Consider the following 14,123-nt stretch of genomic DNA (forward strand, 5'->3'; position numbering starts at 1 on the left):
TACAGGCGCGGTCGTATTCCCGGCGATGTTCTTTGCCTGGGTCGGCGGCGGAACCATGGGACTTGTGAATGCATGGGGCATAGCAGCGCCGGTGCTTTGCCTGATCACTTTGACAGTGACCTTGCCGCGCATTGGGGTGACACCGTTTGCGCTTGGGGCAGCGCTCACCCCGATTATTCTTGCATGCGCCGCCATGACGATGGCCGTATTGGGTGTCCAGTGGCTGCTTCCGGTTGAAAGCCCGCTGCTTGCCTTGGTTCAAAGCTCTGTTGTCGGGGCTGGCATCTATGGCGCTACCTTCTGGTTTGGCTATCGCGGCATCGTGCGAGAGACTTGGGCGCTCCTGCGAAGTCCAGATGCAGAAAAAGCTCTGCGAGCCTCGCCTGAAGATCAAAACGCTCACCTTAGGCCGCGTGGACAAGTTCAAACCGTGACCGGGTTGAATTTGTCCACGCGGCCTAGGGATTTGGGGTAGCGGCGCTTGTCTGATACCATCCTCAATACAACGATGACCCGGTTCGAGACGACCGCTTGAGGAATAGATATGAGCCTTCTTTGCACCCTACCGCTGCTCACCGCGAGCCTTATCGGATCAAGCGCCGCAGCAATTGCCGTCGAGCCGCCTGCGACAGTGCAGAACCTTGAGACAGAGGCAATCGCCCCGGACTTCACCGACCCTTCAACCGAGATACTTGAGCTGGAACAAGACCGTGCGCGGCGTTTCACTGTTCCGGTCATGATTGAAGGCGCTGGCCCTTTTGACTTTATGATTGACACCGGCAGCCAGGCGACGGCGGTGACTTCACAGATCAATGAAGGATTGATGCTCACTCCATCGGGCACGGCGACACTGGTGGGCATGGCCAGTCGCCGCCCTGTCAATCTGGTGGAAGTCGCCTCCATGAGCTTTGGCCAGCAGACGGTCTACGACCTTATTTCGCCAGTGCTCGATGCACGAAATGTGGGGGCTCAAGGGATTTTGGGGCTTGATAGCCTTCAAGACTACCGTGTGCTGATTGATTTTCGTGAAGAGACAATCGCCGTGCAAGATGTCTCTTTGATCGACAATTACAGGTCCGGCTTTGAGATCGTCGTGCGCGCCAATCAGCAATTTGGGCAATTGCTTATCACCGATGCCGTGGTCGAGGGCGTGCGCGCGACGGTGATCATTGACACCGGTGCGCAGGCAAGCATCGGCAGCCTTGCTCTCCAGGACAAAATCCGCCGCAAACGCGCTCAAGAGGTCATCGCAACTGATGTAAACGGCGTGCAGATGACAGGCGAGATGCAAACAGTGAGCTCGCTGAAGATCGAGGGGATTGCTCTCACCAATGTGCCGCTTACCTTCGCGGACACACCCGCATTCGACGCCCTAGGCCTGGGTGATAAGCCGGTGCTTGCACTGGGCATGCAGCATTTGCGGATCTTTGACCGGGTGGCGATAGACTTTTCTGAAAAGCGCGTGCTGTTTGATGTGCCGCGCGATGTTGCCCGCGCAATGCGCCGTGCGCGCGGCCGCGGTCCGGGCAGCATATTGCGCCCCTGACCTCGCTGGCCTTGCGGATAGTCCCATTGGTCTCCACATGGAGCCCGCATGCCGCCTGACACCGCCACTTCTGACCGCCCGACAAAGCTTGCTGATGCAGAAAGCTGGGCGACGCTAAGGCGGTTTCTTCCCTATCTTTGGCCAAAGGATAATCCCGGGCTTCGTAGGCGCATCGTCATCTCCATGGGTCTGGTGCTGCTCGCGAAGGCGGTAATCCTGTCGCTGCCTTTCGCTTACAAAGGCGCGGTCAATGCGATGGAGGGAACCGGCGCGCTTGACGATACGTCCGGCGCAGCGCAGGCTGCGATGGCATTGGTCGCCGCGTACGTGCTGGGCCGCTTCACCTCGCTCCTATTCGACAATCTGCGCAATGTCGTGTTCGAGCGCGTGGGGCAGATGGCAACGCTTAGCTTGGCCGAAGACGTTTTTCACCGGCTCCACCGCCTGTCCTTACGCTTTCACCTGACGCGGCGCACGGGCGAGGTCACAAAGATCATTGAACGCGGGACCAAGAGCATCGACATGATGCTCTATTTCCTCCTCTTCAACATTGCCCCCACCGCGATTGAGCTGATTGCGGTGGGCGTGATCTTCTATCTCAATTTTGGCTGGGAGCTGGTTGCGGCGACGGCGCTGTGTGTTGTCGCCTACATTGTCACCACACGCGCGATCACCGAGTGGCGTACCAAGCTGCGCCGCGAGATGAACGATCTCGACGGGCAGGCGTTGCACCGCGCGGTGGACTCGCTCCTGAACTTTGAAACGGTGAAATATTTCGGCGCTGAGGCCCGCGAGGAAAGACGCTATTCGCAGGCCGCGCGCGCCTACGCCGCCGCTGCCATGAAGTCGGAAAACTCTCTCGCGCTTCTCAACGTCGTCCAATCCGGCATCACCAATGCGCTTATGGCCGGCGCTATGATATACAGCGTTTGGGGCTGGTCGAAGGGCGAGCTTACCGTGGGCGATCTCGTCTTCGTGAACACCTATCTGATGCAGCTGTTCCGCCCGCTTGATCTGCTTGGCTGGGTTTACCGGACCATCCGCCAGGGCCTTGTCGATATGGCGCAGATGTTCACCCTGATCGACACCAGCGTCGAGGTGGAGGACAAACCCGGCGCACCCGCACTTAAAGTTGCTCAGCCCAGTATCACTTTCGACAATGTGACCTTTGGATATGAAGACGACCGGAGGATTTTGAACGGTCTATCGTTTGAAGTGCCAGCCGGATCAACGCTTGCCGTGGTGGGCCCATCGGGCGCGGGCAAAAGCACCATCGGGCGATTGCTGTTCCGTTTTTACGATCCGCAAGGTGGGCGTATTCTGATCGACGGACAGGACATTGCCGAAACGCGGCAAGACAGCGTGCGCGCGGCGATCGGTATCGTTCCGCAGGATAGCGTGCTCTTCAATGATACGCTTGCCTACAATATCGCTTACGGCGCGGAAGATGCGGATGAGGCGATGGTCGAACAGGCCGCGCGGGACGCGAGCCTGATGCCGCTTATCGAGCGGCTCGGCGACCGGTTTGAAACTATGGTGGGCGAGCGCGGCCTTAAGCTCTCAGGCGGTGAGAAACAGCGGGTCGCAATCGCGCGAACGCTGGTGAAGAACCCGCCAATCCTGCTGCTCGATGAAGCCACCAGCGCTCTGGACACCCGCACCGAGCAGGAGATTTTGGGCACTTTGAAACGCCTCGCGAAAGGGCGCACCACCATTGCCATTGCCCACCGGCTTTCAACGATTGCCGATGCCGACCGGATTATTGTCCTCGACCACGGCACACTGCGCGAAAGCGGGACGCATGCCGAATTGCTCGCGGCTGGCGGGCTCTACGCGGAGATGTGGGCCCAACAAGCCCAAGAGAACCGCGAGGTTGAGAGTTCAGAATAGAACCTGTTCGTACTATTGGCCGGTCTCTTTACGCAAGGTTGGGCTGGATAAGTCCAGCTCCTCTAGGCTCACCACTTCGATATTGTCTCGTACTGCGCGCAATTCATCAAGGAACTGAGCCGCATCCCCGACAACCACAAGCGTCGCCTGATCGGGGTCGATAATCGCCTGCGCCGCAGCGCGCACCGACTGCGCATCTGCCCCCGCCAATCGCTGCGACATGCGCAGCGCATCTGAGGCTGGCAGGCCGTGCAGCAAAAGGCCCGATACAATCACGTTGAAACCCGCGCTGGTTTCAAGCACCCTGCCATAGCTTCCCTCAAGATACATGCGCCGGCGGCCAAGAAGTTCTTCGTCCAGCGCCTCGGTGTTCAGCTTTCCGATTTCAGCCAGAATGATCTTCGCAACCTCAGCCGCCGTCTCGTTGCGGGTTTGCGCTGCTGCCGTAAGCAGCGACCCATCGCGGTGGCCTTCGATGCGTGAATAGGCTCCATAAGAGAGCGAACGCTTGGTTCGAATTTCTTCAAACAAACGCCCGCTCGAGCCGCCTCCCAAGACCGCATTGGCCACTTGCAGAGCGTCGAAATTTGCCGAACCGCGCGCGGGCGCCCGGATGGCGGCATAGACAGAGGCCTGTCCTGCGCCCGGCATGTCGATCACAATTGTTCGCGGCGCGAGAGGCGTACCATTTGCGTTTTGGGCAATGCGCCCAACCGCATTTGGCGTCTGCCAGTCGCCAAACATCGTTTGTGCAGCTGCAACAGCCTCGTCTGCTGCGAGACCTCCGGACACAACGATCTGCATCCGGCGCGGGTGGAAGAAGTGCTGGCGGTGATAGAGAAGATCGCTGCGATTGATTTCGGCAAGGCTCTCAGGCGTGCCCCCTGGGTGATTGCCATAAGGCGCATCGCCATAAACGGCGGTGCGGGCCGCGCGGCGTGACACACCGCTGGGATCAGTCATGGTAACGCGCAGCGTTTCAATCTGGCGAGCGCGTTCGCGCAGGAATTCCTCATCAGGATAGAGCGCGCCTTTAATAATCTGCGCCGCCAAAGCGCCTGCTTGCGGCAAATTGGCTGTCGGCGTGGTCAGTGTGAAAGTGGTGCCATCATCATCGGCTTGCCCATCAAAACGGGCGCCCAGGCTTTCAAACCGGGCGGCAATGCTCTGTGCATCATTTTCATGAAAACCGCTCGCTGCGAGCGATGCGGCAAGCTGGGCGATCCCTTCATGGCCTGCCGGATCGGTTTTGCTGCCGCCGGGAAAAACCATGGAGACAGCGGTAATGGGCACATTGGCCGTTTGCGCCGCGATCACGGGAATACCGTTTGAAAGCTGCGCCTCGAGCATTTGCGGCATTTCAGCTTCCGGGGCCTTTGATGGAGCAGGCGGCAGTTCGCGCTCACTTTCGGGTTTGACCGATAAAATCGCCCCTGACGCTGGCGGCAGCCGTCCGAAATCGGGCAATGGGATAGGGTTGGCGTAAGAGTTTTTGTCATCAGGACCATTGCGATAGGTCACAGTCACCCGGCGTTCTGGATCAAGATACCGCGATGCCACCCGCAATACATCTTGCGCGGTCACCTGAGTGATAAGAGCAAGGCCAGTGTCAGCATAATCAGGATCGCCGCTCGCCATAAGCGCCTCGCCCAATTCGAACGCGCGCCCCCTCGCCGTTTCGCGCCGGCGAAGCGAGGCAGCGACAATCTCACTCTTTGCCTCGGCCAGCTCTTTTTGCGTGACAAGCGCTGAGCGCAAACGCGCAAGCTCTTCGTCCATCGCCGCTCCCGCAGCGTCAAACTGGTCGGGGCGTGTCAGTGCGTAAATGCTGATATGGCCCGCTTCGCGAAACATCGGAGCATTGCCTTCCGCCTGAACTGCAAGCCCCTTTCGCACCAGAGCGTTGGAGAGCCGGTTGTTCTCGCCCCCGCTGATTATGGTCATCAGCACGCGCAATGCAGGCGCGTCGGGATGATTGATCGACTGCCCTTTCCACACCCCCCGATAACCGGCAAAGGCACATTGGGCGCTGTTGCATTGACGGTGCGCGGCCCTTCGAGCCCGGGTTCGTAAGAAGCTGCCGCAGTGGGCGCAGGGTTAGCGCGCGGCGGGATATCGGCAAAATACCGGTCCACAAGCCCGCGCAAATTCGCCGTTTGAAAATTGCCAGCGACAATGAGCGTGGCGGTATCGGGCCCATAATACGCTTCGTAAAAGGCGCGGGCATCTTCGAAGCTTGCAGCATCGAGGTCTTCGATCGAGCCGATGCCTGCACGCCTGTGGGGCAGAACATCATAGGCATTCTCGGGCAGGATATAGCGCTGCAACCTGCCATAAGGCGGCGCAAGCACGCGTTGGCGCAGCTCTTCTTTTACGACGCCGCGCTCAGTTTCGAACACTTCTTCATCGACCACGAGGTTCGCCATCCGCTCCCGGTGGGTCCACAGCATGGTTTCAAGGTAAGCTGCGGGGACTTGCTCAAAATAATTGGTGCGGTCGATCCAATTGGACGCGTTGCGCGTGCCGCCCACATCGGCCGTTAGCCCGTATATCATATTGTAGGGCATGCTCTCGGTCTTGCGGCTGCCGATATGTTCGAACAAATGCGAGAAACCCGAGCGCCCGTCAGGGTCATGCTTGGAGCCGATTTCGTACCACAGCGATGTGGTGACTGTGCTGGTGGCGGCGTCTGGCACGGCGATCACACGCAGACCGTTATCGAGCTGCCACATGGTGTAGTCGATTTTGGGAGCGGTGAGCGGAGGCGCGCTCGCTTCGGGCGCTGGCGCGGCATCATCGGCGAGTGCGGCGGTGCTAGTGGCAATTCCCAATGCGATAACACTGGTGAAACAAATTGTGCGGAGCATTGGGGGCCTTTGGTTGCGGTCTTCGTCTTACACTAAAGCCTGAGTGAGCGGTGAGTTCAACCGTGCAGTTATTGCGCTCCGGCGCTTAAGTCCCGCAAGATGTTCATAGCATCATCGCGCCGCTCCCACGGGACGAAGAGGTGGTCGTGGTAGGCCCCCGCGATCACGTTGCACGCAATACCCGCATTTGCGAGTGCGGTTGAGACCGCTGCTGTAAAGCCCACGCCCTCCAAGTCAGAATATACCTGCAACGTGATCTTGGCGAACAAAGGCGCATTATCACTTTGGGTCGTGGGTATGATCTGCGAGACTCCCTCTTTCTCCCAAACGATGCAAAAACGCCTTCCGATGAGCCAGAGCCACCCAAATGCGAAGGCCGCAAACATTGAGACACGGTCGTATCGATGCGGCGCCGGATCAAGTTCCGGCTGCATCCCGGCGAGCATATCGCCCAGCGCCGAGACCGGCTGTTCACTCACAGAATATATTTCGACAGATCGCTGTCCCCGGCAAGCTCGCCCAGCCGCTCGTGCACATAGGCGGCGTCAACTTTCACCGTCTCGCCCTCATGCTCTTCGGCCTCAAAGCTGATCTCTTCGAGCAGCTTTTCCATGACCGTTTGCAAACGCCGTGCACCGATATTCTCGACGCTTTCGTTCACTTGCGCTGCGATGGTCGCCACCGCCTGAACCGCATCTTCGGTAATATCGAGTTCGACCTTCTCCGTGCCGAGAAGCGCAGAGTATTGCTCCACAAGGTTCGCGCGGGTTTCTGAAAGAATGCGCACGAAATCCGCTTGGGTCAGCGCGCGCAGGTTCACGCGGATCGGCAAGCGGCCCTGAAGCTCGGGCAGCATATCGGATGGCTTCGCCACATGAAACGCGCCTGATGCGATAAAGAGGACATGGTCGGTCTTCATCGGCCCATATTTGGTCGCAACGGTCGTGCCTTCGATAAGCGGTAGGAGATCGCGCTGCACGCCTTCGCGGCTGACTGAACCGCCGCGCACATCAGAGACCGCGATTTTGTCGATCTCGTCCAAGAACACAATGCCATTGGTTTCTGCATTTTGCAGAGCGGTGCGGCTCACGTCTTCGTCATCAAGGCGTTTGTCCGCTTCCTCATCGACGAGCTTATCCCACGCCTCTGGCACGCGCATTTTCTGTTTCTTGGTTTTGCCCTTGCCGAATGCTTTGCCCATCATGTCCGACAGGTCGATCATCTGCATATTGCCGCCCATATTGCCCATATCGAAGGGCATGCCATTGCCGGTCTCAGCAATGTCGATCTCGACCTCGACATCGTTCATGGCGTTTTGAACGATGCGTTGGCGAAAGCTTTCGCGGGTCGCCTCGGATGCGTTGTCCCCCACAAGCGCGGTGAGCAGTCGCTCCATCGCAGCCTCGCTCGCCGCCTCGCGCACGCCTTCGCGGCGGCGCTCTTTCTCAAGGCGGATCGCCTCTTCGACAAGGTCGCGCGCGATCTGTTCCACGTCGCGCCCGACATAGCCGACTTCGGTGAATTTGGTCGCCTCGACCTTCACGAAGGGAGCTTCTGCCAGTTTGGCGAGGCGGCGGCTGATCTCGGTCTTGCCGCAGCCGGTTGGGCCGATCATCAGGATGTTTTTAGGCGTCACCTCATTCTTGAGTTCAGGCCCAAGCCGTTGACGCCGCCAGCGATTGCGCAGCGCCACGGCAACAGCGCGCTTGGCGTCTTTCTGGCCGATAATGTGTTCGTCCAATGCGGCAACGATTGCCTTTGGGGTGAGATTATCCATGTGAAGGAGTTCCTAAACGGTTTCGACCGTCAAATTGCCATTGGTGAAGACGCAGATATCGGCGGCGACAGCCATCGCCTTGCGCGCGATTTGTTCGGCGTCTTCTTCATAATCGGAAAGCGCGCGGGCCGCAGCCAAAGCATAATTCCCGCCCGAACCAATCGCCGCAATCCCGCCTTCAGGTTCGAGCACATCGCCATTGCCGGTGAGCACCAGCAAGCTCTCTTCATCAGCAACAATCATCAGAGCTTCAAGATTGCGCAGATATTTATCGGTGCGCCAATCCTTCGCCAGCTCCACTGCGGCGCGTAGCAATTGTCCGGAATATTGCTCCAGCTTTGTCTCAAGCCGCTCAAACAGAGTGAAGGCATCTGCCGTCGCGCCAGCAAAGCCAGCCACAACCTTGCCGCGCCCCTTTTCGTCATTGGCCCCAATCCGCCGCACTTTGCGCGCATTGGGCTTCATCACGGTGTTGCCCATGGAAACCTGACCATCACCCGCCACAACGATTTTGCCGCCGCGCTTTACGCCGATGATGGTGGTGCCGTGCCACTGTACAAGGCCGTGGTGTGCCGCTTTATCGTTCATAACCCGAATATGGGGGGCAGGATTAATGCGTCAAGACGCTGCCTGAAGGTGCATACCACGGCTAACCCCAAAGCCGACCGCGAGGCTCACGCAAAGGTCTGCCTGTCAGACCGATTTACGGACCGCCGGGGCCGCCGGGGCCGCCCACACCAGCGCCGCCAACCTGTCCGATATTGCCGAACAAATCTTCAAGGAAACTGCGCTCACGGCCAAGGGTCGGCGTTTTGTCACCATCGGGCTGCAAATAGACAACCTCTTCAACGCCCTTGGTCTCAACCGAGGCGACATTGCCAGCATCGTCAAACCGCACCGTCAACACAGAATGCTCGCGGATGCGCGGGCGCACAAAAGGGCGGCGTCCTGTGACGCTGGAGATGTAATACCAGGTTTTCTCGCCATATTGGCTTTCATAGGTCGGACGGCCCAAGGTGCCTTCGACCGAGCGGCGATTGTCGATGCCCGGCTGAACGGTGCGCACCAGCAAAGGATCATTCACAAACCCGCGCGATCTCGCGGATTGAAGAGCACCCTGCCATGGCCAGTACAGCCACGCTAATCGCTGCAATTTTGATGGTTTTGGCAGGCAGTAAAGCTGTTGCACGCATGAGCTTGAATTCAATCCCGTTCTGACGTTGTCTTGATACATTGCGCTGACCTGGCCACTTGCTGCATCGAACAAGCGGCCTATATCGCTTGCTAACGCCTTAAGCGGTGGAACGGGCGCTGGCAATGTACCTTCAGGCAAAACTGCTGCATCCGGCCGCGTGAATTGTGGCTGAATGCGTGTTCCGGCCGTAGCTTGCGCGCACTTTCGGAACTGCAACTGCATACAAACCGTTTAGAGCATCAAACGAAAGGAAATCATGTCGTTTCTCTCCCGCCTGCTTGGCACCGGCCCGGACCCGCGCGAGGCTGTGCGCCCCTTATGGCACCGGGTGGTGGAACTTGCCCGTGATCCCAAATTTTATGCTGAGCATAGGGTTGCAGACACTGTTGCGGGCCGCTTTGATATGATCACCGCTGTCCTGTGCGCGGTCATGGTGCGTATTGAGGCCTCCGAAATGCGAGCGGAAAGCGCGCTTCTTGCTGAGCTGTTTGTCGAAGATATGGACGGACAATTGCGCCAGTTTGGCGTCAATGATGTGGTGATCGGCAAACGCGTTGGCCGGTTGATGAGCGTGCTTGGCGGGCGGCTTGGATCGTACCGCCCCGCCTTTACCAACAAGGATGAGGCGAAACTCACAGAGGCAATCGCGCGCAACACCACCTTTAGCGCGGGCGCGGATGAGGCCGCATGCAGCGCCGGGATCGCGCGCGAGCTTCTGGCTTTGTCGCAGCGTCTTGCGAGTTATGATGACAAAGTGATTTTGAACGCGAGCGGGATTGAATGAACGAGGTTCCAACCACTCAATTGACCAGCGAACTGGAACGCCTGATCAAAGTGAAAGGGCTCCCCGCTGAGCCTGTCCTGATTGAGGCAGATGCTGGCGAACGCGCTGCGCTAGCGGCCCGATTCGGTCTTCCCGGCATCGACACTTTGCGTGCCGAAGTGGACGTCGAACACCGCGGGTCAGCCATCCGCGCGGTCGGCACATTGAAAGCTGCAATCCGGCAATCCTGCGCGATTTCGGGCGAAGATTTTCCCGCACAAATCGAAGAAACGCTTGATCTGCGTTTTGTAGAGCAAGGCGCGCTTGATTGGGCGGCCGGTGAGGACGGCGACCCTGGATCGGCGTCCGGGGCAGGCATTGAAATTGAGCTGGACGCCCAAACTTGCGATGAGATCGAATATTCAGGCGACGCTTTTGACCTGGGCGAGGCCGTCGCGCAGACCTTAGGCCTTGCGATTGATCCTTACGCCGAAGGCCCGGGCGCAGATGAAGCGCGCAGGAAAGCGGGCATTGCGCGCGAAGGCGAACAAGAAGGCCCGCTTGCCGATATGCTGCGGGGACTGGCGAAGGATTGAAGCTGGAGGATCAAGCTTCCCCTTCCCGCCATGGGTTGAAGAACAAATCCTCTACGGCGACGTCAAAATGCGCAGCCAGCTGATAGGCTATGGGAAGTGAGGGATCATATTTGTCCGCCTCAATACCTATGATCGTCTGGCGCGATATACCCAGTGCATCTGCCAAATCCGCCTGATTGAGACCGCGCGCTTTTCTGAGTTCGCGAAGGCGGTTCTTCACTCTGCTTTTCCTTTAGACGAAGTGCTTCCGCGCCATTTCCACCACAGATACATCGCAAAACCTGCAATAACCTGAGCGAAGAACATGTGCATTGCCCCTTCGCCATAGTCCGACTTGTGCGCTTTGTTCGCGATCATCCAGAGCAGGAAAGCAAAAGCACCGAAAAAGCCGCCATGATACCAGCCGCTCATCAGGCCGTGCTGATGGACATCATCAAGACTGCGCCACCACAAGAGATTTATCGACCACACACCAGCTCCCAAGGCGAGAAGCACACCAAAGGCCAGCCAGATGTTGTCACCAAACAAGTCTGTACGCAGCGCATATCCAGCAAAAAGGCCAAAAGGGAGCATCAGGGCTACACACAGTGCAAAGTAGCTCCACTGACGCCGATCATATTTCGAAATCAACATAGGACATCTCCCAAGAATGTAAAAAGATATATACATTTGGAAATGATCGAATGTCAAAACATTTTTACTTTTGGAGGAGTTAAAGTCTGTTTAGCAACTCAAAATGGTTGTCAACCAAGAGGCTCGCACCATTTGCAGTTAACCTGCCTGCCAAGCCTGCATCTGCATGCCCACCACCAGTAAATCCAATTGCGAACATACCAGCAGCGCTCGCGGCTCTGACCCCGTTGATACTGTCCTCAATCACAGCGCAGTTCTGCGGCTGTACTCCAAGTTGCTTGGCCGCATGCAGGAAGAGATCTGGCGAAGGCTTGCCGTTTGCGACGTGGTCCGCCGAGTAAAGATGCGGTTCGAACAGGTCGACCAAACCTGTGATAGTCAGTTTGGCTTTGAGCCTTGCAAATGGGGCAGAGGAAGCAACCGCAACCTCACCGTCAAACGCGCGAACAAGGTCCGCCACGCCGTCAATTGGCTTCAGCTCTGCCTCCATTCGAGGCCAAATGCGCGCCGTAAGACGCTGGCCAAAATCGTCTGGAAAATGGCCTGCATATTGCGCGGCATAGTCGGCCCGCAATGCAGCATAAAAGTCGGGATTTGAGAGACCAACAAAGCGCGACACATAGGTCGCATAGTCATACGTCAGCCCAATCTCGGCAAGTAGCTCACGCTCGGCCGCTATGTGGATGACTTCTGAATCGACCAGAACCCCATCGCTGTCAAAGATCAGAGCCTCACAGTCAGTAAGCTGCATCAAAACGGAATATCATCGTCCAGATCGTCGTAGCCGCCGCCAGATCCACCAGCGCCGCCGCCTGAACCGCTGCTTGCGCCGCCCGAGCCACCGCCAGAGCCGCCTCCGCCTTGGTTCCAGCCGCCGCCACCTTGGCCGCCGCCGCCCTGACCACCGCCGCCGCTTTGGTTCCAGCCGCCACCGCCGCCGCCGCCTTGACCTCCTCCGCCGCCGCCGCCGCTAGCGCCGTCGAGCATGGTGAGCGTGCCGCCAAGGCCTTGGATCACCACCTCGGTGGAATAGCGGTCATTGCCGTTTTGGTCCTGCCATTTGCGGGTTTGCAGCTTGCCCTCAACGAAAACCTTGGAGCCTTTTTTGAGGTAGCGTTCGACCACATTCACAAGGCCGTCAGAGAAAATAGCAACCGTGTGCCACTCGGTCTTCTCGCGGCGTTCGCCGGTGTTTTTGTCTTTCCAGTTTTCCGAGGTCGCGATGCGCAGGTTTGCGACACGGCCACCGTTCTGGAAGCTACGGATTTCGGGGTCTGCCCCCAGATTGCCGATCAGCATTACTTTGTTAAGCGAACCTGCCATGGCGTCGTGTCTCCCGTAAAATGGGCCGTGGAATTGGCCGTGCAGCTGACGAACTGCGAATCTGTAGCGTCTTCATAGGACACGCTGAAACGGCTGGCGAGCTGTGCCAGGCGTTTACCCACTTCCAGTTTCAAAGATTTAACGCGAAGGGTAGCGCAGCCGCCCCAAAAAGCGCGATAGGCTTGGCAACTCGGTGTCCCCATTGAGAAATTGCGCTTTGGCTTTCTCAAACTTCATGACGCCGTCGATACGGCGGCCCAGAAACTCGTGGGTTTTGACCTTGCCCTCGCTCTCATCATTGACGAACACCGCGAGCGTTGCGGAATAAATGCCTGCCAAGATCGCCCGCTTGGTGTAGTGATTGTAGTCGGTCGCCGTATCGCCTGCCAAACGCCACATAATGTCAGCAGAACGCCAGCCCAGTTGAAGCGAGCGGGCCGCATTTTGCGGCATCGCCATGATCGACATAGCGCGGCGCACCGCTTCATCGACATGCTCCACCGCCTCAAGCCGGAAAGCCACCAGCGTGCGAATACGCTCGCGGATTTTAAGTTCACCCAGACGCTCTGCAGGCCATGCGTCTTCCATTTGGCTGTCAACGCTAGCGACCCACGCCTCGATCATATCCATCGCTTGAGATCGGCCCTTGGGAAAGGCAAGTCTTGCCACATCCACGTCCGCGCCCGCCATGTCAGCGGCCGCCTCAAGCGCTGTCTCATTCCACCCATCAAACACCGCCGATGCCGCAATTTCAGGAGCGAGCGCCAAACGCAGCTCATCAAGCGTCATATCGGCAAATTCTGGAGAGGAGGTCATGGCGCATGTGTCCTAAGGAGAGAGGCTCAAAGGGGTTTTAGAAGGTGGGGCCGTACTGCTTTGGCTTGTCCTTGCCCTCGCGCTCCTTATCCGCGTTCTCGAATTCGCGCAGCAAAAGCGTGTTTGAACTCAGCCGAAGCATATGGTCACGCGCCGAGCGTCCGGTATTGTCATTGACATCAGGGTCAGCCCCATCTGCGAGCAATTGGCGCACCAATGCCACGTTGCGCTGGTGCACGGCGGTCATCAGGGGTGTCTCCCCCTGACTGTCAGCGATATCAACATCGGCCCCGCCTTCGATAAGCTCTTCAACGCCCTCGTTAAAATTCATCCGAACAGCAATCTGGAGTGGGGTTTCACCTTTGCGATTTGCGATATTGGGGTTGGTTCCTTTTTGGAGGAGAAAACGAACCCAAAGCGTATCACGGCGCAAAGTGACAATATGGAGGCCTGTCTCACCAGAGGTGATGTCGCGCGTATTGGCGATTTGCGTGCCGGGCTCGCTCAGCATCTCGGTGGCAAGGTTGCCGTCGCGATCCTTGACAGCTTTGAGGAATTTGTACCCCTCCGATTGGCCGATTTGCGCTGAGACGGGCGCAAGCGCGCTCAATGCAAACAGCCCCGCAAGCAGCAGTCCCGCCAACCGGACCGTGGCAATCCGCGCTCCAAACCCTAAATTGCGAACACTTACCAAACCCACGCTTTTCACCTTCCGCA

At 58.1% G+C, this 14,123-nt stretch carries 17 protein-coding genes (1 of these 17 cut by a window edge); 5 read left to right on the forward strand and 12 right to left on the reverse strand.

The window, feature by feature from the left end:
- The 3 genes from AC0V60_RS10710 to AC0V60_RS10720 form a co-directional block, all read left to right on the forward strand.
- A protein-coding gene (locus AC0V60_RS10710; protein ID WP_486178449.1) for a lipopolysaccharide biosynthesis protein crosses the window boundary here: on the forward strand, positions 1-475 show its 3' end. Its footprint begins 1,133 nt before the window's first position; only the last 475 of its 1,608 coding nucleotides appear in the window; the start codon falls outside the window, past its left edge; it ends in the stop codon at positions 473-475.
- A 69-nt stretch (positions 476-544) separates the two neighbouring features.
- Positions 545-1,546: an aspartyl protease family protein gene (locus AC0V60_RS10715; protein WP_486178450.1), complete on the forward strand. Its 1,002-nt coding sequence runs from the start codon at positions 545-547 to the stop codon at positions 1,544-1,546.
- 48 nt (positions 1,547-1,594) lie between these two features.
- Positions 1,595-3,436 (forward strand): ABCB family ABC transporter ATP-binding protein/permease, encoded by a 1,842-nt coding sequence (locus tag AC0V60_RS10720; RefSeq protein WP_486178451.1) that lies wholly within the window; start codon positions 1,595-1,597, stop codon positions 3,434-3,436.
- 12 nt (positions 3,437-3,448) lie between these two features.
- Here the strand turns inward: AC0V60_RS10720 and AC0V60_RS10725 are convergent, their stop codons facing one another.
- The 6 genes from AC0V60_RS10725 to AC0V60_RS10750 all read right to left on the reverse strand — a co-directional run bounded on the left by AC0V60_RS10725 (position 3,449) and on the right by AC0V60_RS10750 (position 9,164).
- Complete coding sequence (locus tag AC0V60_RS10725; RefSeq protein WP_486178452.1) at positions 3,449-5,380, reverse strand: M16 family metallopeptidase; 1,932 nt, start codon at positions 5,378-5,380, stop codon at positions 3,449-3,451.
- Complete coding sequence (locus tag AC0V60_RS10730; RefSeq protein ID WP_486178453.1) at positions 5,380-6,303, reverse strand: M16 family metallopeptidase; 924 nt, start codon at positions 6,301-6,303, stop codon at positions 5,380-5,382. Before AC0V60_RS10730 ends, AC0V60_RS10725 begins: the two co-directional genes overlap by 1 nt.
- Before the next feature lie 68 nt (positions 6,304-6,371).
- Positions 6,372-6,782: an ACT domain-containing protein gene (locus AC0V60_RS10735; RefSeq protein ID WP_486178454.1), complete on the reverse strand. Its 411-nt coding sequence runs from the start codon at positions 6,780-6,782 to the stop codon at positions 6,372-6,374.
- On the reverse strand, positions 6,779-8,080 hold the full coding sequence (gene hslU / locus AC0V60_RS10740) for an ATP-dependent protease ATPase subunit HslU (protein ID WP_486178455.1): 1,302 nt from the start codon (positions 8,078-8,080) through the stop codon (positions 6,779-6,781). The genes AC0V60_RS10735 and hslU overlap by 4 nt, the downstream gene beginning before the upstream one ends.
- 12 nt (positions 8,081-8,092) lie before the next feature.
- Positions 8,093-8,668: an ATP-dependent protease subunit HslV gene (hslV, locus tag AC0V60_RS10745; protein ID WP_486178456.1), complete on the reverse strand. Its 576-nt coding sequence runs from the start codon at positions 8,666-8,668 to the stop codon at positions 8,093-8,095.
- A gap of 115 nt (positions 8,669-8,783) precedes the next feature.
- Positions 8,784-9,164: an outer membrane protein assembly factor BamE gene (locus AC0V60_RS10750; protein ID WP_486178457.1), complete on the reverse strand. Its 381-nt coding sequence runs from the start codon at positions 9,162-9,164 to the stop codon at positions 8,784-8,786.
- Positions 9,165-9,531: 367 nt separating this feature from the next.
- Here AC0V60_RS10750 and AC0V60_RS10755 point away from each other — a divergent pair, with 367 nt between their 5' ends.
- Both AC0V60_RS10755 and AC0V60_RS10760 read left to right on the forward strand, forming a co-directional pair.
- Positions 9,532-10,059, forward strand: coding sequence for a ubiquinol-cytochrome C chaperone family protein (locus tag AC0V60_RS10755; protein WP_486178458.1), 528 nt, complete (start codon positions 9,532-9,534; stop codon positions 10,057-10,059).
- Positions 10,056-10,634, forward strand: a complete 579-nt coding sequence (locus AC0V60_RS10760) for a YceD family protein (RefSeq protein WP_486178459.1) — start codon at positions 10,056-10,058, stop codon at positions 10,632-10,634. Before AC0V60_RS10755 ends, AC0V60_RS10760 begins: the two co-directional genes overlap by 4 nt.
- Positions 10,635-10,644: 10 nt before the next feature.
- Here the strand turns inward: AC0V60_RS10760 and AC0V60_RS10765 are convergent, their stop codons facing one another.
- The 6 genes from AC0V60_RS10765 to AC0V60_RS10790 form a co-directional block, all read right to left on the reverse strand.
- Positions 10,645-10,854, reverse strand: coding sequence for a helix-turn-helix transcriptional regulator (locus tag AC0V60_RS10765; protein WP_486178460.1), 210 nt, complete (start codon positions 10,852-10,854; stop codon positions 10,645-10,647).
- Positions 10,851-11,267: a hypothetical protein gene (locus AC0V60_RS10770; protein WP_486178461.1), complete on the reverse strand. Its 417-nt coding sequence runs from the start codon at positions 11,265-11,267 to the stop codon at positions 10,851-10,853. The genes AC0V60_RS10765 and AC0V60_RS10770 overlap by 4 nt, the downstream gene beginning before the upstream one ends.
- A gap of 79 nt (positions 11,268-11,346) precedes the next feature.
- Positions 11,347-12,018, reverse strand: a complete 672-nt coding sequence (locus tag AC0V60_RS10775; RefSeq protein ID WP_486178462.1) for an HAD family hydrolase — start codon at positions 12,016-12,018, stop codon at positions 11,347-11,349.
- Positions 12,018-12,590 carry a single-stranded DNA-binding protein gene (gene ssb / locus AC0V60_RS10780; protein WP_486178463.1) on the reverse strand — a complete coding sequence of 191 codons (573 nt, stop codon included), beginning with the start codon at positions 12,588-12,590 and terminating at the stop codon, positions 12,018-12,020. The genes AC0V60_RS10775 and ssb overlap by 1 nt, the downstream gene beginning before the upstream one ends.
- A 138-nt stretch (positions 12,591-12,728) precedes the next feature.
- A complete protein-coding gene (locus tag AC0V60_RS10785; RefSeq protein ID WP_486178464.1) occupies positions 12,729-13,406 on the reverse strand; it encodes a COQ9 family protein in 678 nt (225 codons plus the stop codon).
- A 37-nt stretch (positions 13,407-13,443) separates the two neighbouring features.
- The gene (locus tag AC0V60_RS10790; RefSeq protein WP_486178465.1) at positions 13,444-14,106 is read right to left on the reverse strand and encodes an ankyrin repeat domain-containing protein; all 663 of its coding nucleotides are present in this window, start codon (positions 14,104-14,106) and stop codon (positions 13,444-13,446) included.
- Between the last annotated feature and the right edge of the window lie 17 nt (positions 14,107-14,123).

This window comes from Erythrobacter sp. S259 (assembly GCF_057364965.1).

Bases quoted from the DNA above. Each gene is read 5' to 3' on its own strand.
- AC0V60_RS10770 (WP_486178461.1), bottom strand. From the start codon at position 11,267: ATGTTGATTTCGAAATATGATCGGCGTCAGTGGAGCTACTTTGCACTG.
- AC0V60_RS10720 (WP_486178451.1), top strand. From the start codon at position 1,595: ATGCCGCCTGACACCGCCACTTCTGACCGCCCGACAAAGCTTGCTGAT.
- ssb (WP_486178463.1), bottom strand. From the start codon at position 12,590: ATGGCAGGTTCGCTTAACAAAGTAATGCTGATCGGCAATCTGGGGGCA.
- AC0V60_RS10715 (WP_486178450.1), top strand. From the start codon at position 545: ATGAGCCTTCTTTGCACCCTACCGCTGCTCACCGCGAGCCTTATCGGA.
- AC0V60_RS10760 (WP_486178459.1), top strand. From the start codon at position 10,056: ATGAACGAGGTTCCAACCACTCAATTGACCAGCGAACTGGAACGCCTG.
- AC0V60_RS10755 (WP_486178458.1), top strand. From the start codon at position 9,532: ATGTCGTTTCTCTCCCGCCTGCTTGGCACCGGCCCGGACCCGCGCGAG.
- hslU (WP_486178455.1), bottom strand. From the start codon at position 8,080: ATGGATAATCTCACCCCAAAGGCAATCGTTGCCGCATTGGACGAACAC.
- AC0V60_RS10775 (WP_486178462.1), bottom strand. From the start codon at position 12,018: ATGCAGCTTACTGACTGTGAGGCTCTGATCTTTGACAGCGATGGGGTT.
- AC0V60_RS10785 (WP_486178464.1), bottom strand. From the start codon at position 13,406: ATGACCTCCTCTCCAGAATTTGCCGATATGACGCTTGATGAGCTGCGT.
- hslV (WP_486178456.1), bottom strand. From the start codon at position 8,668: ATGAACGATAAAGCGGCACACCACGGCCTTGTACAGTGGCACGGCACC.
- AC0V60_RS10725 (WP_486178452.1), bottom strand. From the start codon at position 5,380: ATGACCATAATCAGCGGGGGCGAGAACAACCGGCTCTCCAACGCTCTG.
- AC0V60_RS10730 (WP_486178453.1), bottom strand. From the start codon at position 6,303: ATGCTCCGCACAATTTGTTTCACCAGTGTTATCGCATTGGGAATTGCC.